Below are 23381 nucleotides of genomic sequence, written 5' to 3'. Positions count from 1 at the left end.
GCTGCCCCGGCGTCGTCGAACTCTGCGTCGTCGTCTCCGTCTACGCTGAACAAATCATTCCCCGGCAAACCATTCACGCTTCAAGGCTACTCGTGCCGTAACCTGAGCAGGTCCACCCCGCTTTTCGTTGAAAGCAGACCCGGCCATGCCTGCCTCGCGCACCACCTATGTTCCGGCAGAGCGGCTGACCGGGTGGCTGGAACGGTTCGAAGCGGGCCAGGGTGCACTGGAGTTTGTCTCCGGGAATGAGGGTGTCCGGGTCCGTGCTGCGTCCGGCGCCGAGGCCGAGCTATTGGGGCCGTGGCCTGCCGACGGCCGCCCCGGGCGGGGAACCAACGACGTCGAACGCCTCGCTTCGCTGGCAGGGCAGGCCCGGACCCTGGGCCTGGTGCTGGTCCGCCGCGGCGGATATGCCGTGGGCGTTGCCCGGGAAGGCCGCCTGCTGGGCTCGAAGACGGGTTCGCCGAACAACCGCCGGGCAAACGCGGCCGATGCGTTGGCTGCCACCGCCGCGGAGCAGGCAGCGGCCGTATTCAGCAGCGCCGCTCCGGAGTACCTGGTCTTCGGCGGCGACCGGATGCTGGCCGAGCAGGTTGCCGGCCGGCGGGAGTTTGCCCGCTGGGCCGGGCTGCCCCGGCTGCGCCCGCTGGACGTACCTGACCCGAAAGCAGCGGTGCTGGCGCAGGCGGCCCGGGATGCGGCGTCGGTGTTTGTCCGGATCAGCCTGCCCTAGGAACGGTTACCGCATCCCCAGCCGCACGACAACGGCGGCGGCCGGCTCCGGCAGTGCCGAGTGGTAACCGGTTCCGGCCCAGAGGCTGGTGCCGTGCGGATTCCCCGACGCTGCCGCCTGTGCCCTGAGCCCCTTGGTGACCTGGTTGACCAGCGGGTAGGCGGCCGGAGCGTCAGAGTGTTGGGCCATAAACCGGTTGGCCAGTCCCCGTGCGGTGCGGCCGGAAAAGGCCCGGGTCAGTGCGGTCTCCGTAAACTGCGGGTCCTGCAGGGCCGCCCGGTGCACGGCCGCGGTCCCGGCCTCCGGGCTCAACAGCAGCGCGGTGCCGACCTGCACGGCGTCGGCCCCGGCAGCCCGCAGGGTCCGGACCTGTGCAGGAGTGCTGATGCCTCCGGCGGCAATGAGTTCAACATCGTCATTGAAGGCGTCCCGGACCGCACGCACCAGCTCATCCAACGACTGCGCGGACGGTTCCGCCGCGGCGTCGAAGGTTCCGCGGTGACCGCCGGCCGCCGGTCCCTGCAGGCACAGCATCCGTGCACCTGCCGCAACGGCCAGCTCCGCTTCCCATGAGGTGGTCACGGTGACGGCGACGGCGGTGCCTGCCTCCCGGAGCGCAGTAATAACGTCTCCGCCGGGCAGGCCGAAGGTAAAGGACACCACGGGTACCTGCAGGCGGAGGACCAGTTCGAGCTTGGCGTCCCATCCGTCGTCGTCCTCCGGGTCCGGCAGCGGCAGCAGCTCCGGCGGATAGTCCCGGGCCAGCTGCTCCCGGTAGGCCAGGGCGGCAGCGACCTGCCGGGATGTTCCGGAACCGCCGGTGTTCGCGGCATCCGGCACGAAGAGGTTTACTCCGAACGGCCGGCCGGTCAGCGCCCGGGTCGCCGTGATTTCCCCGGCCAGAGCCTCAGCGCTTTTATAGCCTGCCGCGAGGAACCCCAGGCCTCCGGCGTTGCTGACCGCCGCTGCCAGCGCCGGAGTGGACGGCCCGCCGGCCATGGGCGCGCCGACGACGGCGTGCGGAAGGGACCCCAGCATCAACATTCCCGCCGCCTACAGCTTTACGGTGCCGTCGATGCAGGTGGCGGTTTCCCCGCCGACCCAGATCTTCCGGTCCCGGGTAAAGATCCGCACCAGTCCGGAACGCTCCAGCACGGTGCCCTGCGTGACGGTGTAGCGCTCCGGTGCGAGTCCGGCTCCGATCAGCCACTGCGCCAGTCCGGCGTTGAGGCTGCCGGTGACGGGATCCTCCCGCACCCCGTGGCCGGGCGCGAAGGCGCGGACTTCGAAGTCCGTTTCGCCGCCGTCGGGCTGCGGGCCGATGACTCCCACGGCCAGGGAGCCCATAGCTGCCGGATCCGGCGTCAGGGACAGCACGGTTTCGGCATCCTTCAGGAGCAGACCCAGCCAGCCGGGACCGTTGTCGATCCAGTTCGAGGCGGAGACCTGGTCCCGGGTAATCCCGAGGGCGTCCACCGCCTGCTTCAGCACGGCTTCCTCCAGCTCGCCCGAGCGGATCAGCGGCGGTGCGCCGAACGCGGCCATCCCGGCCGAGGCGTGCAGGGTCACCAGGCCCACTTCGCATTCGGAAATCACCACGCCGGGGTAATGCGGGATGTTGCCGGCTTCGAGCCAGGCGTGGCAGGTGCCCAGCGTGGGGTGCCCGGCGAAGGGGATCTCTCCCCCGGGCGTGAAAATGCGGACCCTGTAGTCGGCGCCTTCCTGGGTGGGCGGCAGCACGAACGTTGTCTCGGACAGGTTGGTCCACCGGGCAAAGGAGGCCATGGCGGCGTCGGAAACGCCGTCGGCATCCAGCACCACGGCCACCGGGTTGCCCAGATAGGGCTTCGTGCCGAATACGTCCACCTGCTTGAACCAGCGATCTCTCATGCCCAAACACTATCGGGTGCCGGTGCCGGACTGTCCAGCGGAAGCGGGCATGTCAAAACACGGTTAAAGTACGGTACCCGGCCGCATGCTGCGACCGGGTACCGTACCTGCGGCGGGAAGCTATGCTTCCTTCGCGGCTGCTTCCTTGTCCTTCTTCGCCTCAGGCTTGAAGTCCACGCCGGCTTCCTTGCGCTGCTGCGGCGTGATCGGTGCCGGAGCCTGCGTCAGCGGGTCGTAGCCGCCGCCGGACTTCGGGAAGGCGATGACGTCGCGGATCGACTCGGTGCCGGCCAGCAGGGCCACTACGCGGTCCCAGCCGAACGCGATGCCGCCGTGGGGCGGTGCGCCGTACTTGAAGCCTTCGAGCAGGAACCCGAACTTTTCCTGGGCGTCTTCCTGCGAAAGGCCCATGACCTTGAAGACGCGTTCCTGCACGTCGCGCTGGTGGATACGGATGGAACCGCCGCCGATTTCGTTGCCGTTGCAGACAATGTCGTAGGCGTAGGCCACTGCCGACTCGGGATCCGTGTCGAAGGTATCCATGAATTCGGGCTTGGGCGAGGTGAAGGCGTGGTGCACGGCCGTCCAGGCCCCGCCGCCCACAGCCACGTCGCCGGCGGCAACTGCGGCCGACGCCGGCTCGAACATGGGTGCGTCAACCACCCAGACGAAGGCCCAGTCCTTGGGATCGATCAGGCCGGTGCGGTGGCCGATCTCCACGCGTGCGGCGCCGAGCAGGGCACGTGCCTCGCTCTTTTCGCCGGCACCGAAGAAGATGCAGTCACCGGGCTTGGCGCCCACCTTTTCGGCGAGGTTCTCCCGCTCGAAGTCGGTCAGGTTCTTGGCGACCGGTCCGGTCAGCGTGCCGTCTTCCTGGATCAGCACGTAGGCCAGGCCCTTCGCGCCGCGCTGCTTGGCCCATTCCTGCCAGGCATCAAGGGTGCGGCGTGCCTGGGAGGCACCGCCCGGCATCACCACGGCACCCACGTAGGGAGCCTGGAAGACGCGGAAGGTGGTGTCCTTGAAGAATTCGGTCAGCTCGGTGAGTTCCAGGCCGAACCGCAGGTCCGGCTTGTCGGAACCGTAGCGGGCCATGGCATCGGCGTAGGTCATGCGCGGGATGGGGGTGCTGATCTCGACGCCGATCAGCTTCCACAGCGACTTCACGATCTGCTCGCCCAGGGCGATGATGTCGTCTTCCTCAACGAAGCTGGCTTCAATGTCCAGCTGCGTGAACTCCGGCTGGCGGTCCGCGCGGAAGTCCTCATCGCGGTAGCACCGGGCAATCTGGTAGTACTTCTCGAAGCCGCCAACCTGCAGCAGCTGCTTGAACAGCTGCGGGGACTGCGGCAGGGCGTACCAGGAACCCGGGGCCAGGCGTGCGGGAACCACGAAGTCGCGGGCACCCTCAGGGGTGGACCGGGTCAGCGTGGGGGTTTCGATCTCCACGAAGCCTTCATCGTGCAGCAGTTCACGGGCCACGCGGTTGGCTTCCGAGCGCAGGCGCATGGCCGCGGCCGGTGCCGGGCGGCGGAGGTCCAGGTAACGGTGGCGCAGGCGTGCTTCCTCGCCGACCTCCACGTGCTCGTCGATCTGGAACGGCAGCGGGTCTGAAGTGTTCAGGATGACGACGTCGTCCGCGATCACCTCGACTTCGCCCGTGGCCAGGGCCGGGTTCTCGTTACCCTCGGGCCGCTTCTGCACGGTGCCGGTGATCTGCAGGACGTACTCGTTGCGCAGCCCGTGGAAGACATCCTCTTCACGCACCACAACCTGCGCCACACCCGAGGCATCGCGGAGGTCGAGGAAGGCAACGCCGCCGTGGTCGCGCCGTCGGGCGACCCATCCTGCGAGAGTAACGGTCTGTCCAATATGCTCGGCCCTCAGGGAACCAAGGGCATGAGTGCGCAGCACAGCTGTCCTTTCGAAAAACTTGCGGAAACCACTGTTTCCGCCCATTGTAAATACACGGTCTCCTTGAGAGTTTACCGGTGAACCGACCCCCACCCCGCCATGTACCTACCGATTGGATAAGCCTGTTGTCCGGCACTACCCAGCCGCGTGTTCCCCTGGGCGGCTTTGATGCCACCACTGCCGGCCTAGGCTCCATCGTCGGTGCGGGCGCGTTCGTCGCCTTCGCTCCGGCTGCGGCCGCTGCAGGACCGGCGCTGGGCGCGGGCCTCGGCATAGCCGCTGTTGTGGCCTTCCTCTGCGGGCTCTCCACCTTCCAGCTCAGCAGGGCCGTTTCGCGCCGGCTCCCCGAGGACCGGGGCGGAGACGCCACGGCGCGGACAGCCGCGCGGATCCTCCTGGGGCCGTACAGCGGTTTCCTTTCCGGCTGGACCCTGATCTGGGCGTTGCTGCTTTCCTCGGCTGTCCTGGCCCTCGCGTTCGGGGCGTATGTCTTCCCTGAGCATCCCCGGGCCGGCGCGGCGGGAGCCGTGTTTGTCATGGCTGCGGTGAACCTGCTGGGAGTGAACAGGAGTTCCTGGGTCACCCGCTTCATAGTGGCCTTTGTCTTCAGCGTCCTGGCCTTCACGGTGGTGGTGCTCTTCAACGAGGCGCCTCACCAGCCGGTGCGGGTGGGTGCGGAGATTGAGGCTTCCACCTCGGGCGTGCTGCAGGCCGCCGGACTGCTGTTCTTTATTTTCTCCGGGTACACGCGGCTGGCCACGCTGGGGTCCGGTGTGCGCAATCCCTCACGCAACCTGCCCATCGCGATCCCCGCTGCCATTGCCGTGGCCTTCGGACTGTATTGGTTCATGGGTTCATCAATGCTGGCCTACTACGGAGCGGCTGCCCTGTCCGCCGAGACGGCTCCCCTGCTTGAACCCCTGGAGAGCGTGGGCGCGGGCGTGGGCACGGGTGCCGTCATCCTTGCCGTTGCCGCCGCTGCCCTGGGCGGCCTGTGGTCGCTGCTGGAATCGGCAGGCCGGACAGCCTCCGACATGGCCGCCGACCGTGACCTTCCGCCCTTCTTTGGTGCGTCGAGGGAATCCCGCTTCGGCCGCGGGCAGACCCCTTGGGCCGCCGAAGCCGCGGCCGCCGCCGTCGTGCTGCTGCTTGTGCTGCTCGGGGATCTGGACGCGCTGCTGGGGATGGCGTCCTTCGCCCTGCTGTTCTACGCGGCCATCACCACCGTGTGTGCTTTCACACTGAAGGACCGCACGCGCTACGCACCCCGAGTCCTGAACCTGGCCGGGGCGGTGGGGGCGCTGCTGCTGGCACTCGCCCTGCCGCCGGTGTCCATCAGCCTGGCACTGATCATCCTGGTGGCGGGGCTCGTGGTCCGGTTGAGTTTCCGGCGGCCGCGGACCGCAAGGACGCCGCCGTTCTAGCCTCGTCCAGGGGCCGGCGCCCACCTAGGCGCCGGCTGCCTCCCACGCACGGACCTCACCCAGCAGTTCGGCGCGGCGTCCGGCAGAGGCGAACGAGGCTTCAATCGAGTTGGCGGCCAACCGGGCAAGCTGCGCCCTGCTGAGCCCGAAGGTTTCCTGTACCGCCCGGAAATTGTCATCCACGTAGCCGTCAAAGTAGGCCGGGTCATCCGAGTTCACGGAAATGTTCAGCCCGTGCTCAAGCATCCGCGGCAAGGGATGCTCAGCCAGCGCTGACACCGCCTGCAGCCGCACATTGGACAGCGGGCAGACGGTCAGCGGCACCTGATCGCGGACCAGCCGGTCCACCAGGTCCGGGTCATCCAGGCAGCGGATGCCGTGATCGATGCGGTCCGCCTGAAGCAGGTCCAGCGCCTCCTCGATGTAGGAGGACGGACCCTCCTCGCCTGCGTGGGCTACGCTCCGCAGCCCTGCCTCCCGGGCACGCCGGTACAGCTCGATGAACGACGACGGCGGGTTGCCCACTTCCGCGGAGTCCAGGCCGATTCCGATGATGGGCGCGTCCATGGCCAGCAGTTCCTCCAGCACCTCCAGCGCTTCGGCTACCGGGTGGTCGCGCAGGAACGCGGCAATCAGCTCCGTGGAGATCCCGAACTCTTCCTCGCTGCGGGCCAAAGCCGCCCAGACGCCACCCACGGAGACGCTCAGTGGGACGCCTCGGACAAGGTGCGCCTGCGGATCCATCATCATTTCCACGTGCCGCACCCCGGCCGCCGCTGCCCGGCGCAGGTAGGCACGGGTCATGTCGGTGAAGTCCGCCTCGGTCCGCAGCACATCCATATTGGAGTAGTAGAGGTCCAGGAAGGACTGCAGGTCCGTGAACCGGTACCGCGCACGGAGGTCCTCGAGGCTGTCGTAGGGCAGGTCCAGGCCGTTGCGGGCAGCCAGTTCGAAGATCAGCTCCGGTTCCAGTGTTCCCTCGATGTGGAGGTGGAGTTCGGCGCAGGGCGGGGTGGGAAGCAGGTCAACAGGCATGGTTAAAGCCTAGGGGCCTTATGCCTTGGACCGCCATTCACCAGGTCAGCGGCGGCCGGCACGTTCCCGGGGAGCGGTTTCAAACATTCCGTACACCGGACCGGCCAGCAGCCAGATCCCTGCGACCAGGCCGGCCCGCTTCACCCAGTCCCACAGCACCTCCGCTTCCCCGGGTGCGGCCACGATCCCGATCATGCCCACCAGGACGGCGACGGCAATCCCGGTGGCCAGCAGGACGCGGCCGTATTCCACCCACAATGACCGGCGATACTCCGGCGTCCCCTTCCCCGGCTTCACGGGTGCCGGTCCCCCGGCAAACCGGTGGGCAACCCGTACATCCGCCCACCGGATCAGGCTGCGGCCGAAGGCGACGCTGAAGCCAAGGTAGAACGCCGCAAGGCCGTGGATGGACTCGGCCCGTCCGCCCAGTGCCAGGTCAGCGGCGGATGCCGCCAAAAGCACGACGTCGAGCAGCGGAACGCAGGCGAGCAGCAGCAGGCCCAGCCGGCGGCGGTGAAGCAGGTAGCGGGCGCCCAGGCCGGCCGCCAGCAGGACCCAGAAACCGATCTCTGAGCCGATGATCAAATACACGAGGATGTCCATGACCCCAGCCTTCCGTGCGGAAAACCCGGTGTCGTCGGCGAAAGGTGCCACCGCGAGGGTGCCTTCCGTCATCCCTTTGGAGGACATAGCCCGCCGCCCGGGCCCAGGGGAACGCCGCTCATTTAGGCTGAACCCATGCAAAGAACCCCAAACCAGGGCACCGGGAACGGAATCTGGCCTTCCGGCGCCGCCGCTGCCGCCGGCTATCTGGTGGGCGGTACCGTGCTGAAACTCCTCGGGGTGAACGCCGCAGGTCTGTTCCCGCCGATTCCGGGCGCACCGGGCTGGGCCTGGGTACCGGTCCTGGTGCTGGGATGTACGGGCCTGCTGTTCCGCCGCCGGAATGTTCCGCTGATGCTGGCCGTCACCGGAACGGCAACCGGTGCCGGCGCACTGCTCGGCGGCGGAATCATTACCTACCTGCTCCTGTTCGAGGTGCTGTACGCCGGGATCCTCTTTGGCTCCCCGCGTGTAAGCCGCGGCGTGCAGCGCGCGGCGGTAACCGGCATGGTCGTCCTTCCCGTTTCCGTAGGACTGGTCTACCGGGGATGGCCGTACCTGCTCTTCGGTTTGTTCCAGGCGGTTTTTGTCTGCCTGGTTCCGCTCTGGTGGGCCGGCTCCCTGCGCCGCCAGACCGAGAGAGCGGAACGCGAACGGCAGCGGGCGGAAACGGAACGGCTCAAGGCCGAACGCACCGCCCAGCTGGCCGAGCTCAACCTGCAGGTTGCCGTGGCGTCGGAGCGCGGAGCCATGGCGCGCGAACTGCACGACGCGATTGCCGGGCATCTGTCCGCCATAGCACTGCAGTCCGGCGCAGCGCTGGCGGCAGGTGACGCTGCCCTGGACCGCAGGGTGCTGGCCCAGGTCCGGACGGAAAGCGTCTCCGCCCTGCGGGAAATGAGGTCCATGATCGACCTGCTCCAGTCCGACGGCCCGTTGGACAGTCGGGAGCAGGCGGAAGCCGCTGCGGCCGCAGGGGGCCTGGGCCATCTGGAGTCCCTGGCCGCTTCCGCCCGGCTGGCCGGAAGCCCGGTGGAGCTGGATCTGTCCGGCGACGTTGAGGTGCCGGTGCTGGTGGGCAGCAGCGTGTATCGGATCGTGCAGGAATCGCTGGCCAACGCGGTCCGGCACGCGCCCGGCTGCCCCGTGAGTATCTCGGTCCGGCGGCAGGACAAGCAGCTGGAGCTGCGGATCCGCAACGCGCTCCCTGCCTCCGAGGGCGGCAGTTCCGCAGCCGCCGGAAACGGTTCGGGCCTGCGGAATATGAAACTGCGGGCAGCTCAGCTCGGCGGCAGTTTCTCTGCCGGACGGGTGGCAGGTCCTGCCCCGGGACTGGATGCCGCCTGGCTCGTGGAAGCCACCCTGCCTACAGAAGAAGCCGACGGAGCCTCCGTGTTCCCCCGCGTGCTCCCCCGCGTGCCCCGCCAGCCCCAGGAGATGCTTTGAGCGCCGCCACTGTGCTGCTGGCGGATGACCACTCGGCCATCCGCGGCGGCCTGCGCATGATTCTGGAGTCCATCGGCGGCTTCACCGTCGTCGGCGAGGCTGCCGACGGAGCCGGAGCCGTGCGCATGGCACGGGCCCTGCGGCCCGACGTCGTCCTGATGGACCTCCGTATGCCCGGAATGGACGGAATCGCCGCCACCGCCGAGATCACCGGAGAGGGGCTGGCGGCGGTGCTGGTGCTGACCACCTTCGACATTGACGAGTACGTTTTCGCGGCGCTGCGGGCCGGCGCCGCCGGTTTCCTGTTGAAATCGGTGGAACCTGCCGAATTGGTCCGTGCAGTGCAAAGCGTGGCCGACGGTGACAGCGTCCTCTCCCCGGAGGTCACCGGCAGGCTGATCTCCGCCTTCGTGCAGTCACCGGCCGCGGCACCGGCAGCGGCTACCGGTGCCGGTGCCGGTGCCGGGACCGGAACCATGCCGGCGGAGTCCCTGACCGCACGGGAGGAAGCGGTCCTGGCCTGCATCGGCGAGGGATTGTCCAACCAGCAGATTTCCCGCCGGCTGGGCATCGCCGAGACCACCGTTAAAACGCATGTGTCCCGGGTCCTGGCCAAGCTGGGAGTCTCCTCCCGGGTGCAGGCCGCCATCGCGTTCCGGGGACGCGGCTAGCGGCCCGGGCCGCTAGGCGGACGGCACCTGTACAGGGGTCACCTGCACGGTGAGGTCCTCGGCCGGCGGAGTCCACAGCGCGGGATCCGCCGGCACCTGCTCGCCGGTGCGGATGTCCTTGACCTCGTGGCTGCCGTCCTCGGCGGTGAACCAGACAAACGGGATGCCCCGGCGGTCGGCGAACTTGATCTGCTTGCCGAACTTTTCCGCCTTCGGGGCCACTTCCACCGAAATTCCGCGGCCGCGCAGCTGGGCGGCGGTGTCCTGGGCTTCGGACCAGGACTCGTCGGCGGCCAGGGTCAGCAGCACGGTGGTGGGAACGCTGCGCGAAGCCTGCGCGAATTCCTGGCTGAGGATGCGCATGACCAGCCGCGTGACGCCGATGGAGAGTCCGACGCCGGGGAAGGTGCGGTTGCCCTTGCTGGCCAGGGAATCGTAGCGGCCGCCGGAGCAGATGGAGCCGAGCGCTTCATGGCCCACCAGGACCGTTTCGTAAACGGTGCCGGTGTAGTAGTCCAGGCCGCGGGCAATGCTGAGGTCTGCGAGGACCCGGCCCGGAGCGCGGCGGGAGGCTTCGCTGATGACCTGGAACAGCTCATCGAGGCCTTCGTCCAGCAGTTCATTGGACACGCCCAGTGCCCGGACCTGCTCCACGAACGAGGTGTCCTCCGTACGGATGGAGGCCAGCTTCAGGGCAGCCTCGGCCTGTTCGGGGGTGGCGCCGAGTTCTTCCTGCAGGAGCTCGGCTACGCGCTGCGCTCCGATTTTCTCCAGCTTGTCGATGCTGCGCAGCACACCGGCGGTGTCCGCCAGGCCGATGCCGCGGTAGAAGCCTTCGGCCAGCTTGCGGTTGTTGACCCTGATCTTAAACTCGGGGATGGGCAGCGCGCCGAGGGCTTCGGCAATCACCAGCGCCAGCTCGACGTCGTACCGGAACGGCAGCTCTCCGTCGCCCACCACGTCGATATCCGCCTGCGTGAACTCGCGGGCCCGGCCTTCCTGCGGACGCTCGCCGCGCCAGACCTTCTGGATCTGGTAGCGGCGGAACGGGAAGGAGAGGTGGCCGGCGTTCTCCACGACATAGCGGGCAAACGGCACGGTCAGGTCGAAGTGCAGGGCCAGCTGGTTGGGATCTTCCTTGCCGGCCGCCTCGCCCTCTTCGGCCTGCAGCCGGCTCAGCGCGTAGACTTCTTTGTCGATATCGCCCTTGCGCAGCAGCTGGCCCACCGTTTCCACGGCCCGGGTTTCGATGTTGGAGAAGCCGTGCAGTTCAAAGGTGCGGCGCAGTACGTCCAGGACATGGAGTTCAACAAGGCGCTCCTGCGGTAGCCATTCGGGGAAACCGGACAGTGAGGCCTTGCGTGCCATGGTGGCAACTCCTTAGGTGTGCGAAACGGCGCAGGCGGAACCCCGCCCGGCCACGGTGCACGCATGAGCGTGCATAAACTATGTGCGGCACTCATTTTAGCCGCTTGGGACGCAGCCCCCGTTTCAGACCGGCGCGCCGCTCCCAGCCCGATCCCGATCCGATCCAGTACAGGAGGCAACGGTGGCAGCAAACCGCACCAGCCGTGAAGACAGGCGCCGGCTGGCCCGGATGGAAGCACGGAAGGCTTTCGCCGCTGCCCGTACCAAGCGGCGCAAGCGTGACAACCTCTTCGCCGCAGCGGCCGCCGTCGTTGTCCTGGCCCTCGCCGTTGCACTGCAGGTGGCGTGGTTCAGTTCCGACCCCACGGCGAAGGACCTGGAGCTGCTGCGGGAACAGGCCGACGTCGCCGAGCTGCCCGACGTTCCGGATCCCTCTGTCGCCGAGGGCAGGACCTTCACCGGGTCCCTGGCGCTGGGCCAGGGCGAGATCGGCGTGGAACTGGACGGCACGGCGGCGCCGCAGGCGGTTGCCTCCTTCAAGACGCTTGCCGATGCGGGCTACTTCAGCGGCAAGGACTGCCACCGCCTGACCGCCACCGAATCCACGTCCGTGCTCCAGTGCGGTTCGCCGAACGGGGACGGAAAGGCCGACCAGGACTTCCTATGGGGGCCGGTGGAGAATTCGCCGGCGGACGGCTTTTACCCCGCCGGCACCATCGCCGTCGCCCGCGGTGACGACGTCATGAGCCACGGCACACAGTTCTTCATTGTTTACAAGGATTCGACGCTAACGCAGGAAACCGGCGGCTACACGATAATGGGTAAGGTAACGTCAGGTCTTGACGTACTGGAGGCCATTGCTTCCTCGGGGACAGCCTCCGGGGAGACCGATGGTTTCCCGAAAGACCCGGTGACGATTAACTCGTTCACCCTGAACTAAGTGGCGGCGCGGGCTTCGCAAACTGCCATCCATCGAGTGAAAGACTTTTAGCGGTGACAGACAGTCAGAAATCCGACGAAACAGCAGGCCCTTCCACTACGGAGACATCCCGGCCTGCCACTCCGAGCCCCGCAGCACTTGCGGCGCGTCGGCCCTCCCCCGCCGCCGTAGGCCCCCGGCCCGGCGCGGCAGCCCAGCCGGTGGTGGCTGTCCCGGCCGCCCACTCCACCCCGTTGGAGGAAGCCGCCCGCTTCGCGCGGGTCGAGGAGGACGGCCATGTCTTCCTGATCGTGGACGGCGAGGAATCCGCCGTCGGCCAGTTCCCCGACGCCTCCAAGGAAGAAGCGCTGGCCTACTTCGTGCGCAAGTACGACGACGTCGCCAGCCAGCTGCTGCTCCTGGAGCAGCGGGTGCAGGTCAAGGCTCCGGCCGCGGACATCCACAAGACCCTGAAGCACCTGGCCCAGCAGGTGGCCGAGCGCAAGATGGTGGGCGATATCAAGGCGCTCGATGCCCGCATCGAAGCACTCGAAGCCTCGCTCAAGGAAGCCGAGGCCGCCGAGCGCGCCGAGGCTGAGGCCGCCAAGGCCCGTGAGCTTGCCGCCCGTGAAGCCATTGTTGCCGAGGCGGAGGAAATCGCCGCCAAGGATTCGGCCACGATTCAGTGGAAGACCAGCAGCAACCGGATGAACGAGCTGTTCGATGCGTGGAAGACCGCGCAGAAGAACGGCCCGCGCCTGGGCCGCAGCACCGAGGACACCCTGTGGAAGCGGTTCCGTTCCGCCCGCACCGTCTTCGACCGCCACCGCCGTGCCTACTTCTCCCAGCTGGACAGTGAAAACTCGTCCGCCAAGGCTGCGAAGGAAGCACTCATTGCCCGCGCCGAGGAACTGGCGACGTCAACGGACTGGGGCAACACCGCCGCCGAATACCGGCAGCTCATGGACGAGTGGAAGGCGTCCAAGCGCGCCAGCCGCAAGGATGACGATGCCCTGTGGGCCCGCTTCCGTGCCGCGCAGGATCAGTTCTTCGCCGCCCGCCAGGCGGCCAACGAGGTTATCGACGAGGAATTCGCCGCGAACCTCGTAGTCAAGGAAGAGCTGCTGAGGGAAGCGCAGGCCCTCCTGCCGATCACGGACCTGAACGCTGCCCGCAAGGCCCTCCAGTCGATCCGGGAACGCTGGGAAGACGCCGGCAAGGTGCCCCGGGCCGATATGGGCCGCATGGAGGCCGGCATCCGCAAGGTTGAGGAAGCCGTGAAGGCTGCTGAAGACGAGCACTGGCAGCGGAGCAACCCCGAGACCAAGGCACGCACCAATTCGGCCCTGTCCCAGCTGGAGGCGACCATTGCGTCCCTCGAGCAGGACCTGGCCGACGCCGAGAAGGCGGGCAACGCGAAGAAGATCGCGGACGCCCGCGAGGCCCTGGAAGCCCGCCAGCAGTGGCTGGCAATGCTGCAGAAGTCCGCGCAGGACTTCGCCTAGGCCGCGTACCGGCTCCACGAAAGCCCCGCTCCTCCCGTTATCCACAACGGGCGGGGCGGGGCTTTCGCTTTGCCTGCAGGCTGCACATGCTGGTGTGCATGCCTGCGCAGCTCTTTCCCTACCCCGGTGCCCTCCCGCAGATCACCTCCACGGGCGGAGCGCTGTTCACCGCCGGGGACGTGTTCCGGCACGAGGAACTCCAGGCCATGGCGATGGACGGGTTGCTCCGGCACGTGTACGCGGGAACCTTTGTGCGCTGGGATGTCCGGCCGGACCCGGTGGTCCGTGCCCTCGCGGCGTCTGCCGAGCTGCCCGTGCAGCTGCGCCGCAGGCTGACCATGGGGAGACTGACGGCTGCCTGGATCTACGGCTGCGCTCCACGGCCGCCGCGGCTCGATGTCCTGGCGGACCGCCGCAGCCGCACCGGTGCCCTGCAGCCGTTCAGTACCGCAGTCCTCCACGAGGTCCTGCTGGGCCCTGCGGACCGCGCGGACGTAGGAACGGTGTCGGTTACCTCACCGCTGCGGACCGCCGTCGACGTCGCCCTCTATGCGGGCACCGCAGAAGCGGTTTCCACCCTGCGGCGCCTGGCGGCGCTCCCGGGTCTGGCTTGCCGGCTGGACCTCGTGCAGCGGGCCCTGGAAGCCGGACACCGGGTGCCGGGCAAGGCGGCGGCACTGGAACGCGTTGCGGCTGCCGCCGAGCCGACCGGTTAGTGGAACCCGGAGCCTAGACCCGCCGCTGCGACCCCGTGGTGCGGTAGACGTCGAACACGCCGTCGATCTTGCGGACCGCGCTGAGGATGTGGTTCAGGTATTTCGGATCCCCCATCTCGAACACGAACTTCGACATCGCCACACGGTCGCTGGAGGTGTTGACGCTGGCGGAGAGGATGTTCACGTGGTTTTCCGAGAGGACCCGCGTCACGTCCGACAGCAGGCTCTTGCGGTCCAGGGCCTCCACTTGGATCTCGACCAGGAAGACGCTGGACTGGGTGGGTGCCCACTCCACGGGGACTATGCGGTCCGGCGTGGCACGCAGTTCCTGTACGTTGCGGCAGTCGCTGCGGTGTACCGAAACACCCGAACCGCGGGTCACGAACCCGATGATCGGATCCGGCGGAACCGGGGTGCAGCAGCGGGCCAACTTGACCCACACATCGCCGGTACCGCGCACGGTGACGCCGGAATCGGAGAACTTGGGACGGCGGGCTGCGGTAGCCACCGGCGTTTCGGCCAGGTCCTCCTCGGCGCCCTGGTGCCCGCCCATCAGGTTGACCAGGTGCTCAATGACATTCTGGGCAGAGGTATGGCCGTCGCCCACCGCGGCGTACAGCGCGGAAATGTCCTGGTGGTGCAGTTCTTCGGCCACCGCCACCAGCGCATCATGCGTCATCAGGCGCTGCAGCGGCAGGTTCTGCTTGCGCATGCCGCGGGTGAGCAGGTCCTTGCCCTTTTCGATTGCCTCTTCGCGGCGTTCCTTGGTGAACCACTGCCGGATCTTGTTCCGGGCGCGCGGGCTCTTGACGAAGCCCTGCCAGTCCTGGCTGGGACCGGCGCCCTCGGCCTTGGAGGTGAAGATCTCCACCCAGTCGCCGTGCTGCAGTTCGCTGTTGAGCGGCACCAGTTTCCCGTTGACGCGCGCCCCGATGGTCCGGTGGCCCACCTCGGTGTGCACGGCGTAGGCGAAGTCCACCGGCGTCGAGCCGGCCGGAAGCGCCATGACCTCGCCCTTGGGCGTAAAGACGAAGACTTCGCGCGCATTGATCTCGAACCGCAGCGAATCCAGGAACTCGTCGGGATCCGAGGTTTCCTGCTGCCAGTCCACCAGGCTGCGCAGCCAGCCCATGTCGTCAGGGGCTTCGGGGCCCTTGTTTCCGTCCTTGTACTTCCAGTGCGCGGCCACGCCGTATTCGGCGCGGCGGTGCATGTCGTGCGTGCGGATCTGGATTTCCACGGGCTTGCCGCCGGGGCCGATCACCGTGGTGTGCAGCGACTGGTACATGTTGAACTTCGGCATCGCGATGTAGTCCTTGAACCGCCCGGGAAGGGGGTTCCACCGCGAATGCAGGGCACCGAGGGTGGCGTAGCAGTCGCGGACGGAGTCCACCAGGACGCGCACGCCCATCAGGTCATGGATGTCGTCGAAGTCCTTGCCCCGCACGATCATCTTTTGGTAGATCGAGTAATAGTGCTTGGGCCGGCCGGTGATGGTGGCTTTGATCTTGACCGCGTGCAGGTCATCGGCGATCTGCGACCGCACGGTGCCCAGGTACTTTTCCCGCTCCGGAGTCCGGTCGCCCACCATCCGGACGATTTCGTCATACACCTTGGGGTGCAGTGCGGCGAAGGAAAGGTCCTCCAGCTCCCACTTGATGGTGTTCATACCCAGCCGGTGGGCCAGCGGGGCGAAGATTTCCAGCGTTTCGCGTGCCTTCTTGGCGGACGATTCCGGCGATACGAAACGCCAGGTTCGGGCGTTGTGGAGCCGGTCCGCGAGCTTGATGACCAGGACGCGGATGTCCTTGGCCATGGCGACGACCATCTTGCGTACGGTTTCGGACTGCGCGGCGTCGCCGAAGGTGACCTTGTCCAGCTTGGTGACACCGTCCACGAGCATCGCGACCTCCGGGCCGAACTCGCGCCGCAGTTCGTCCAGGGTGTAGCTGGTGTCCTCCACCGTGTCATGCAGCAGGGCCGCGGCCAGAGTGGTGCCGGTCATGCCCAGCTCCGCCAGGATGGTCGCAACCGCCACCGGGTGCGTGATGTACGGATCCCCGCTCTTGCGCTTCTGGCCCTCGTGGCTCCGCTCGGCAACCACATAGGCGCGCTGGATCAGGTCCAGGTCTTCCTTGGGGTTGTTGACCCGGACCGTGCGAAGCAGCGGTTCCAGCATCGGCGAGTAGCCGGGGTTGCCCCGGCCGGCCAGGCGGGCGAGCCGGGCACGGGTGGAAGCACGGCGGCCGGTCGAGGGTGCACGGCCTGCGCCGCTGCCGGGTTTCACCGGTACGGGGGCCTTGGCCGGGCCGGGGACGGGAAGCAGGGCGTCAGTGTTGCTGGCGGCAGCATCCAATGCCGCAGCTTCGCGCGCTGCGGTGCTCTCGTGCCCCGGGTCGATCCCCGCGGTGCCGCTGTTTCCTGCCTCATCGGCAGGCGTTGCACTGTTGGCCACTGACGACCTTTCTTCGTACGCTCAAAAGCAGGTAATCAAAACGTTTTCGGCGGCCGCGCCTGACGCGGCTCCTGTCAACCAGTCTAAGCCTGCCCGCACCGCACTTAAACCGCCGGTTCCGTACTCCTTTGGCGTGGAGTACGGAACCGGATGGTCGGGGCGGGCTTTATTCCTTAGGCGCTGACCGCCGCGGAGCCCTTTGCTTCGTTAGCCCGGCGTTCGGCCACCCGCTTGGCCTGCTTGCGGATGTCCGGTTCGTTCCGGCGCAGCCACGCGTACAGCGGCGCTGCAATGTAGATGGTCGCGATGGTGCCCAGGATGATGCCCACGAACAATGCCAGGGACAGGTCCTTCAGGGTGCCCGCGCCCAGCAGCAGCGCACCGATGAACAGGATGGAGGCCACCGGGAGGACTGCCACCACGGAAGTGTTGATGGACCGCACCAGAGTCTGGTTCACGGCCAGGTTCACTTCTTCCGCGAAGGTCCGCTTGGTCCGCTTGTCCAGGTCCTTCGTGTTTTCCCGGACCTTGTCGAACACCACCACGGTGTCATACAGCGAGTAGCTGAGCACGGTAAGGAAGCCGATGATGGCCGACGGCGTGACTTCGAAACCGCTCAGCGCGTAGACGCCGGCGGTGACCACCATAACCACCAACAGCCCGACGACGGCGGCTACCGACATCTTCCAGGTCCGGAAGTACAAGGCCATCAGCACCGCGGCCAGTGCCACGAAGACGACGAGGCCCACCAGGGCCTGCCGGCTGACGTCGCTGCCCCAGGTGGGACCGATGAAGGTGGAGGTGACTTCGTCCTGGCTTACGCCGTAGGTCTCCGCCAGTGATTCCTTGACCTCGATGGTCTGGTCATCGCTCAGCTTCTCCGTCTGGATCCGCATGGTGCCCGGGGCGATGTTGGTGACCTTGGGGTCGGCGGTGCCGGCAACCTCGGCCACGGCCTTCTCGCCGCCGCTGACGTCAGTGTTGCTGACGTTGGAGACGGTGAATTCGGAGCCGCCGCGGAACTCGATGCCGAGGTTGAATCCGCCCTTGGCCACCGGTATGAGGATCGAAAGCAGCACGGCTGCCGCTGCGATGATGAACCACAGCTTTGCCTTGCCGACGAAGTTGTAGGACCGCTTTCCGGTGTAAAGGTCGTTGCCGAATGCGGCGAAACTGGGGAGCTTACTCATTACTCGCCGTCCTTCTCGGAGCTGCGGCCGGTACCGGCCATTGAATCCTGCTTTTCGGCAAGCCGCCGTTCGGCGATGGTCATCCTTCGTTCGGCTTCCTTGGCCGCTCCCTTGTTCTTGGTGCGCGCAGCCGGCGCTTCGGAGGGATCACGCAGCCGTCCGGCACCGCGGTAAAGCGGTACCGCACCCAGCTTGCTCGCATCGAGGCCGGAGAAGCGGTGGCCGTCGCCGAAGAACTTGGTTCGGGCCAGAAGCACCATGGTGGGGTGGGTGAACATAAAGACCACGATGAGGTCCGCAATGGCGGTGAGGCCCAGGGTGAAGGCGAAGCCCCGCACGTTGCCCACTGCCACGAAGTACAGGACGACGGCGGCCAGGATGTTCACGGCCTTGGAAGCCAAGACGGTGCGCTTGGCGCGTTTCCAGCCGTTGTCCACCGCGGAAACCAGCCCGCGGCCGTCGCGAAGCTCGTCACGGATGCGTTCGAAGTACACGATGAACGAGTCCGCGGTCTGCCCGATGGCGACGATCAGGCCGGCCACGCCGGCCAGCGAGAGCCGGTAGTTGTGGCTCCAGCCCAGGATGGCGATGGCCAGGTAGGTCAGCAGCCCGGCAACGACGAGCGAGATGATGGTAACGAAGCCCAGCGCGCGGTACTGGAAGAGCGAGTAGACGGCAACGAGGGCCAGGCCGATCAGGCCGGCGATAATGCCCATCCGCAGCTGGTCCGCGCCAAGGGTCGCCGAGACCTGCTGTTCGCTCTGGATCTCGAAGCTGATCGGCAGGGCACCGTATTTCAGCTGCTCGGAGAGCGCTTCGGAGCTTTCCTGCGTGAAGTTGCCGGTGATCTGGGGCTGGCCGTTGGTGATGACCGCGTTCACGGTCGGCGCCGAAATGATCTGCCCGTCGAGGACGATGGCGAACTGGTTCCGCGGGTCGCCCTGCGGGAAGGCGAAGAGACGCTCGGTCACTTCGCGGAACTTGTCGGTACCCTCGCCGTTGAACTCGATGTTCACGGCCCACTGGTTGGTGGAGACACCGTTGTTGCCCTGTGCCATGCCGAAGCTGGCGGTGGAGATGTCTACGCCGGGAACTTCGACCGGGCCCAGGATGTACTTGCCGGCGGTGCCGGGCTCGCAGGCCACCATCGGCTGGTCGGCCGGTGCCTGCTCAGCGTTGGCGATGGTGTCCGGGTTCAGGCAGTCAGTGGTTTCGAACTGCGTCTGCAGCTCGGGTGAAATCCAGTTGGTGTCCGAAGCATCCGTGGGTTCCGCCGACGGGGTGGGCAGCTGTTCCGCAGGAGTGGGATCCGTTACTGCTGCACCTTGTCCCCCGCCGCCGGCCAGGACCGGGCGGAACTCCATGTTCGCGGAAGCCTGGATCAGCTCGCGGGTCTCGGGATCGGGGACGCCGGGCAGCGATACCACGACGTTGCGGTTGGACTGCGTGCTGATCTCCGCTTCGGAGACGCCGCTGCCGTCCACGCGCTGGCGGATGATCTCCACGGCCTGGTCGAGCTGTTCGGTCGAGATTTCGGAGTCACCGCCCTGCACCTCGGGAGCAAGGATCATCTGGGTGCCGCCCTCAAGGTCGAGGGCGAGTTTCGGGGTCCAGCTGGCGTTGCTCCACATGGAACCACCGCCAAGCAAAAGGGCCAGGGCAGCAAAAATGACGCCCAACCAGAGGAGCGTCTTTTTCGCGGCCGAGCCGGGGCCGGTACGGGGCATAGGGAATTTTCCTTAAGGGCGAAGATCACCGGAACCGTCGTGGTCTCCGGGCGGCAAGCGGGGCACCGATGCCCCGCTTGGCTCGTGGAGAGTCTAGTTCTCTTTTTTGTCGTCGCGGTTCAGGCGCTTGAGTGTTTCTTCAGGCGTCTCGTCCTGCACGGCGTCGTTGCGCTCGGAGGTGTCCTTGCCGAGCGTGAGGGACGAGGCGTCATCGGGGACCGCGGCGGCGTCATCGGCCGGTGCTTCTTCAGCGGGAACAGTGACGACCTTGGTCAGTGCCTGAAGGTGAACCGTGGCGGTGTTGCCGGGGGAAAGCTCCAGCACGGCCTTGTTTTCTTCCTGGTCCACGGAAACGATCCGGCCGAAGAGCCCGAACTGGGTCATAACTTCGGTGCCGGGAAGCATTTGGGCCCGCTGCTGGACAACCGTCTGCTGCGACTTCTTCTGCTTGCGGAACATGAGGATGACGAAGACCGCCAGCAGCAGAGGGATAAAGAGATCAGCGATAGACACGTGGAGAGTTCCGTTTCTGTTGGGGTAGGGCGGGGCTGGTCCGGACATGGTGCCGGGACCGTGCCCTAGGGCCAGTCTAAACGGAAAACGTGGGAGCGGACGGTTAAGTTTCCGGCCCGGTCTCCTCGGCGGGAGCGGATGAGGTGTTGGTGCCGGGGCCGGAAAACATGTTCTGCGGCATCGCGGCCGCCACGTTCTCGGGCATCTGGAGCCCCAGATGCTCCCACGCGGCCCGGGTCGCGATGCGGCCCCGCGGGGTCCGGCCGAGCAGGCCTTCACGGACGAGGTACGGTTCGGCCACCGTCTCCACTGTCTCCGGTTCCTCGCCTACGGCGATCGCCAGCGTGGAAAGGCCCACCGGTCCCCCGTTGAACTTGGTGATCAGTGCGGTCAGCACGGCGCGGTCCAACCGGTCGAGGCCGAGGACGTCCACCTCGTACATATCCAGCGCCGCTCCGGCCGAGCGGGCGTCGATCTGCTCGATGCCGTGCACCAGCGCCCAGTCCCGGACGCGGCGCAGCAGCCGGTTCGCGATACGCGGGGTGCCGCGCGAGCGTCCGGCAACCTCGGCAAATCCCGCGGAGTTGACCTTCATGTCCATCAGCATGGCCGAACGGCGCAGCACCAGTTCCAGTTCATCCGTCGAGTAGAACTCCAAGTGGCCGGTGAATCCGAAACGGTCCCGCAGCGGACCGGGCAGCAGGCCGGCGCGGGTAGTGGCTCCCACCAGGGTGAACGGGGGCAGGTCCAGCGGAATGGCGGTGGCACCGGCACCCTTGCCGACGATGATATCGACGCGGAAATCCTCCATGGCCATGTAGAGCATTTCCTCGGCCGGCCGGGACATGCGGTGGATTTCGTCCAGGAACAGCACCTCGCCCTCGGTCAGGGAAGACAGGATGGCTGCGAGGTCCCCGGCATGCTGGATGGCCGGCCCGGAACTGATCCGCAGCGGTGCGTTCATTTCCGCGGCAATGATCATGGACAGGGTGGTCTTGCCCAGGCCGGGCGGGCCGGACAGCAGCACGTGGTCGGCGCTGCGGCCGCGCAGCCGGGACGCTTCGAGTACCAGCGACAGCTGTTCGCGGACGCGCTTCTGACCTACGAAGTCGTCCAGGTTCTTGGGCCGCAGGGCGGCTTCGATGGCTTTGTCGTCCGGATCGGGACCGGGCGCGACGAGGGAGTCGGCGGTGGACACCTCAGCCGGCCTTTCGGCGCGAGGAGGTCCGGGCGCCGTCGGTCCCGAGGCGCCGCAGCGTCAGTTTCAGGATTTCCCCGACGTTGCCGGCGGCAGCGACGTCGGGATGCTCGGCGGCGGTGTCGTCCATGGCGGCGGTGGCGTCCTTTTCGGACCAGCCGAGGCCGGTCATTGCGGCCAGGACCTGTTCCTGCCAGCGCGGTGCCGCCGGGTTCTCCACGGTGCCGTGCGGCACCAGCTTGTCGGCCAGCTCGAGGACAATGCGGCGGGCGCCCTTGGGGCCAATGCCGGAAACCTTGCTGAAGGCCTTGTCGTCCCCGGTGGATGCGGCCACCCGGATGGCTTCAGGAGTGTGGACGGCCAGGACCGCGAGGGCGATCCGCGGACCCACGCCGCTGACGCCGAGGAGGATTTCAAAGACCTCGCGCTGGTCCGCGTCGCTGAACCCATACAGGGTCATGGAGTCTTCGCGCACGATCATGGCGGTATGGACGCTGGCTTCACTTCCCGTGCGCAGCGAAGCCAGGGTCTGCGGGGTGGCCTGGACGAGCATCCCGAATCCTTGGACATCAATGACGGCAGAGGTAAGGCCCACGTGCGAAACGACCCCGCGGAGGGAACTGATCATGAAGGAACTCCAGAGGCTGTATAGAACATATCTACGAATACCCTACTTGCTGGCGCCCGCATTCCCCTGCTGTTCAGTAGCTTCCGCGTTTTGCCCGCGCTTCCGCTTCGGCCCACAGCCGCTGGGCCGGAGTTAACCCGGTAGCCGGTGCCGCGCCCCGCGAGGCGGAGCCGGCGGTGGGTCCGGGACCGGCGACGCCGCGGCGCCAGGCGTGGGTGATCGCCAGGGCAAGGGCGTCGGCGGCGTCGGCGGGCTTGGGCATCTCGTCCAGCCGCAGGATCTTGGTCACCATCTTGCCCACGGCGTCCTTGTTGGCCGAGCCGGAGCCGGTGACCGCCGCCTTGACCTCGGTAGGCGTGTGCAGGGCGACCGGGATGCCGCGCCGGGCGGCGGCGGCAATAACGACGCCGGAGGCCTGGGCGGTACCCATCACGGTGCTGACATTGAGTTGGCTGAACACCCGTTCCACGGCCAGGACATCGGGCCGGTGGGTGTCCAGCCACAGATCGATGGCTTCGGAAATGACCAGCAACCGGGCGTCAAGCGCGGTGCCGGCCACTGTGCCGACAACTCCGACGGCCACGAGGGTGGCCCGGCGGTTTCCCTCGACCTCAACTACTCCAAGGCCGCAGCGGGTCAGGCCGGGGTCCACCCCCAGGACGCGTAAAGACACAGGTACGTCTTAGTCGTCTTCTTCAAGCTCGGCCATAACGGCGGCCGGGATATCAGCGTTGGAGTAAACGTTCTGGACGTCGTCGAGGTCTTCCAGCGCATCCACGAGCTTGAGGAACTTGCGGGCAGCATCCGCATCCAGTTCCACATGCATGGACGGAACGAATTCGGCTTCATCGGTTTCATACTCGATGCTCGCCTCTTCCAGCGCACCGACGACGGCACGGAGGTCCTGCGGCTCCGAGATGATCTCGAAGTTCTCGCCCGATTCCTTCACTTCGTCCGCACCGGCGTCAAGGACGGCCATCAGCAGATCGTCTTCGGTGAGGCCGTTCTTGGGCAGGTTCACTACGCCCTTGCGGGTGAACATGTAGGCGACGGAACCGGGATCGCCCATATTGCCGCCGTTGCGGGTCACGGCAAGGCGGACCTCGGAGGCCGCACGGTTCTTGTTGTCCGTAAGGCACTCGATCAGGAGGGCGGAGCCCTGCGGTCCGTAGCCCTCGTACATGATCGTCTGGTAATCGACGGCCTCGCCGAGCAGGCCGGCGCCGCGCTTGACCGCACGGTTAATGTTGTCGATCGGCACCGACGTCTTCTTGGCCTTGGAAACGGCCAGTTCAAGGGCCGGGTTGCCTGCCATGTCGGCTCCGCCGGCGCGTGCTGCAACTTCGATGTTCTTGATCAGCTTGGCGAAGGACTTGGCGCGCTTGGCATCAATTACGGCCTTCTTGTGCTTGGTGGTTGCCCATTTAGAGTGGCCCGACATGCTCT

General features: G+C 67.0%; 21 protein-coding genes. 7 read left to right on the top strand and 14 right to left on the bottom strand.

Annotated features, from left to right (window positions below):
• Positions 1–145 precede the first annotated feature (145 nt).
• Complete coding sequence (locus LJ760_RS13965) at positions 146–733, top strand: Vms1/Ankzf1 family peptidyl-tRNA hydrolase (RefSeq protein ID WP_227921332.1); 588 nt, start codon at positions 146–148, stop codon at positions 731–733.
• A 6-nt stretch (positions 734–739) separates the two neighbouring features.
• On the opposite strand, the gene LJ760_RS13960 is transcribed toward LJ760_RS13965, so the two are convergent.
• The 3 genes from LJ760_RS13960 to aspS form a co-directional block, all read right to left on the bottom strand.
• On the bottom strand, positions 740–1771 hold the full coding sequence (locus tag LJ760_RS13960) for an NAD(P)H-dependent flavin oxidoreductase (RefSeq protein ID WP_331460713.1): 1032 nt from the start codon (positions 1769–1771) through the stop codon (positions 740–742).
• 15 nt (positions 1772–1786) lie between these two features.
• Positions 1787–2623: a PhzF family phenazine biosynthesis protein gene (locus tag LJ760_RS13955; RefSeq protein ID WP_227921328.1), complete on the bottom strand. Its 837-nt coding sequence runs from the start codon at positions 2621–2623 to the stop codon at positions 1787–1789.
• 120 nt (positions 2624–2743) lie between these two features.
• Positions 2744–4537: an aspartate--tRNA ligase gene (gene aspS / locus LJ760_RS13950; protein WP_227921325.1), complete on the bottom strand. Its 1794-nt coding sequence runs from the start codon at positions 4535–4537 to the stop codon at positions 2744–2746.
• 125 nt (positions 4538–4662) lie between these two features.
• On the opposite strand from aspS, the gene LJ760_RS13945 reads away from it, so the two are divergent.
• Positions 4663–5961, top strand: coding sequence for an APC family permease (locus tag LJ760_RS13945; RefSeq protein ID WP_227921322.1), 1299 nt, complete (start codon positions 4663–4665; stop codon positions 5959–5961).
• 24 nt (positions 5962–5985) lie between these two features.
• Here the strand turns inward: LJ760_RS13945 and LJ760_RS13940 are convergent, their stop codons facing one another.
• Both LJ760_RS13940 and LJ760_RS13935 read right to left on the bottom strand, forming a co-directional pair.
• Complete coding sequence (locus LJ760_RS13940; RefSeq protein ID WP_227921320.1) at positions 5986–6996, bottom strand: adenosine deaminase; 1011 nt, start codon at positions 6994–6996, stop codon at positions 5986–5988.
• Positions 6997–7041: 45 nt separating this feature from the next.
• The gene (locus tag LJ760_RS13935; protein ID WP_227921317.1) at positions 7042–7686 is read right to left on the bottom strand and encodes a hypothetical protein; all 645 of its coding nucleotides are present in this window, start codon (positions 7684–7686) and stop codon (positions 7042–7044) included.
• A 48-nt stretch (positions 7687–7734) separates the two neighbouring features.
• Here LJ760_RS13935 and LJ760_RS13930 point away from each other — a divergent pair, with 48 nt between their 5' ends.
• Positions 7735–9045 (top strand): sensor histidine kinase, encoded by a 1311-nt coding sequence (locus LJ760_RS13930; protein ID WP_227921316.1) that lies wholly within the window; start codon positions 7735–7737, stop codon positions 9043–9045.
• Positions 9042–9716 carry a response regulator gene (locus LJ760_RS13925; RefSeq protein ID WP_227921311.1) on the top strand — a complete coding sequence of 225 codons (675 nt, stop codon included), beginning with the start codon at positions 9042–9044 and terminating at the stop codon, positions 9714–9716. Before LJ760_RS13930 ends, LJ760_RS13925 begins: the two co-directional genes overlap by 4 nt.
• 12 nt (positions 9717–9728) lie before the next feature.
• On the opposite strand, the gene hisS is transcribed toward LJ760_RS13925, so the two are convergent.
• Complete coding sequence (gene hisS / locus LJ760_RS13920; protein ID WP_227921306.1) at positions 9729–11084, bottom strand: histidine--tRNA ligase; 1356 nt, start codon at positions 11082–11084, stop codon at positions 9729–9731.
• A 181-nt stretch (positions 11085–11265) separates the two neighbouring features.
• Here hisS and LJ760_RS13915 point away from each other — a divergent pair, with 181 nt between their 5' ends.
• The 3 genes from LJ760_RS13915 to LJ760_RS13905 all read left to right on the top strand — a co-directional run bounded on the left by LJ760_RS13915 (position 11266) and on the right by LJ760_RS13905 (position 14224).
• Positions 11266–12024 carry a peptidylprolyl isomerase gene (locus LJ760_RS13915; protein WP_227921303.1) on the top strand — a complete coding sequence of 253 codons (759 nt, stop codon included), beginning with the start codon at positions 11266–11268 and terminating at the stop codon, positions 12022–12024.
• Between the two features lie 53 nt (positions 12025–12077).
• The gene (locus tag LJ760_RS13910) at positions 12078–13508 is read left to right on the top strand and encodes a DUF349 domain-containing protein (RefSeq protein WP_227921301.1); all 1431 of its coding nucleotides are present in this window, start codon (positions 12078–12080) and stop codon (positions 13506–13508) included.
• 98 nt (positions 13509–13606) lie between these two features.
• Positions 13607–14224, top strand: a complete 618-nt coding sequence (locus tag LJ760_RS13905; RefSeq protein ID WP_227921299.1) for a type IV toxin-antitoxin system AbiEi family antitoxin — start codon at positions 13607–13609, stop codon at positions 14222–14224.
• 13 nt (positions 14225–14237) lie between these two features.
• Here LJ760_RS13905 and LJ760_RS13900 read toward each other — a convergent pair whose 3' ends face one another.
• The 8 genes from LJ760_RS13900 to LJ760_RS13865 form a co-directional block, all read right to left on the bottom strand.
• Positions 14238–16679 (bottom strand): RelA/SpoT family protein, encoded by a 2442-nt coding sequence (locus tag LJ760_RS13900; protein WP_374200049.1) that lies wholly within the window; start codon positions 16677–16679, stop codon positions 14238–14240.
• Between the two features lie 173 nt (positions 16680–16852).
• Entirely contained in the window at positions 16853–17869 is a 1017-nt protein-coding gene (gene secF / locus LJ760_RS13895; RefSeq protein ID WP_227921297.1) for a protein translocase subunit SecF, read from the bottom strand.
• On the bottom strand, positions 17869–19596 hold the full coding sequence (secD, locus tag LJ760_RS13890; protein ID WP_227921294.1) for a protein translocase subunit SecD: 1728 nt from the start codon (positions 19594–19596) through the stop codon (positions 17869–17871). The genes secF and secD overlap by 1 nt, the downstream gene beginning before the upstream one ends.
• Positions 19597–19689: 93 nt before the next feature.
• On the bottom strand, positions 19690–20109 hold the full coding sequence (locus LJ760_RS13885) for a preprotein translocase subunit YajC (protein ID WP_227921292.1): 420 nt from the start codon (positions 20107–20109) through the stop codon (positions 19690–19692).
• Between the two features lie 103 nt (positions 20110–20212).
• The gene (gene ruvB, locus LJ760_RS13880; RefSeq protein ID WP_227921289.1) at positions 20213–21307 is read right to left on the bottom strand and encodes a Holliday junction branch migration DNA helicase RuvB; all 1095 of its coding nucleotides are present in this window, start codon (positions 21305–21307) and stop codon (positions 20213–20215) included.
• Position 21308: 1 nt separating this feature from the next.
• Complete coding sequence (gene ruvA, locus LJ760_RS13875; RefSeq protein WP_227921286.1) at positions 21309–21935, bottom strand: Holliday junction branch migration protein RuvA; 627 nt, start codon at positions 21933–21935, stop codon at positions 21309–21311.
• Between the two features lie 73 nt (positions 21936–22008).
• On the bottom strand, positions 22009–22608 hold the full coding sequence (ruvC, locus tag LJ760_RS13870; protein ID WP_227921282.1) for a crossover junction endodeoxyribonuclease RuvC: 600 nt from the start codon (positions 22606–22608) through the stop codon (positions 22009–22011).
• Between the two features lie 9 nt (positions 22609–22617).
• On the bottom strand, positions 22618–23376 hold the full coding sequence (locus LJ760_RS13865) for a YebC/PmpR family DNA-binding transcriptional regulator (protein ID WP_227921280.1): 759 nt from the start codon (positions 23374–23376) through the stop codon (positions 22618–22620).
• Positions 23377–23381: the final 5 nt, after the last annotated feature.

Source organism: Arthrobacter sp. zg-Y895 (assembly GCF_020731025.1).
Taxonomy (GTDB): domain Bacteria; phylum Actinomycetota; class Actinomycetes; order Actinomycetales; family Micrococcaceae; genus Arthrobacter_B.
This window is presented reverse-complemented; position numbering and strand designations above follow the sequence as displayed.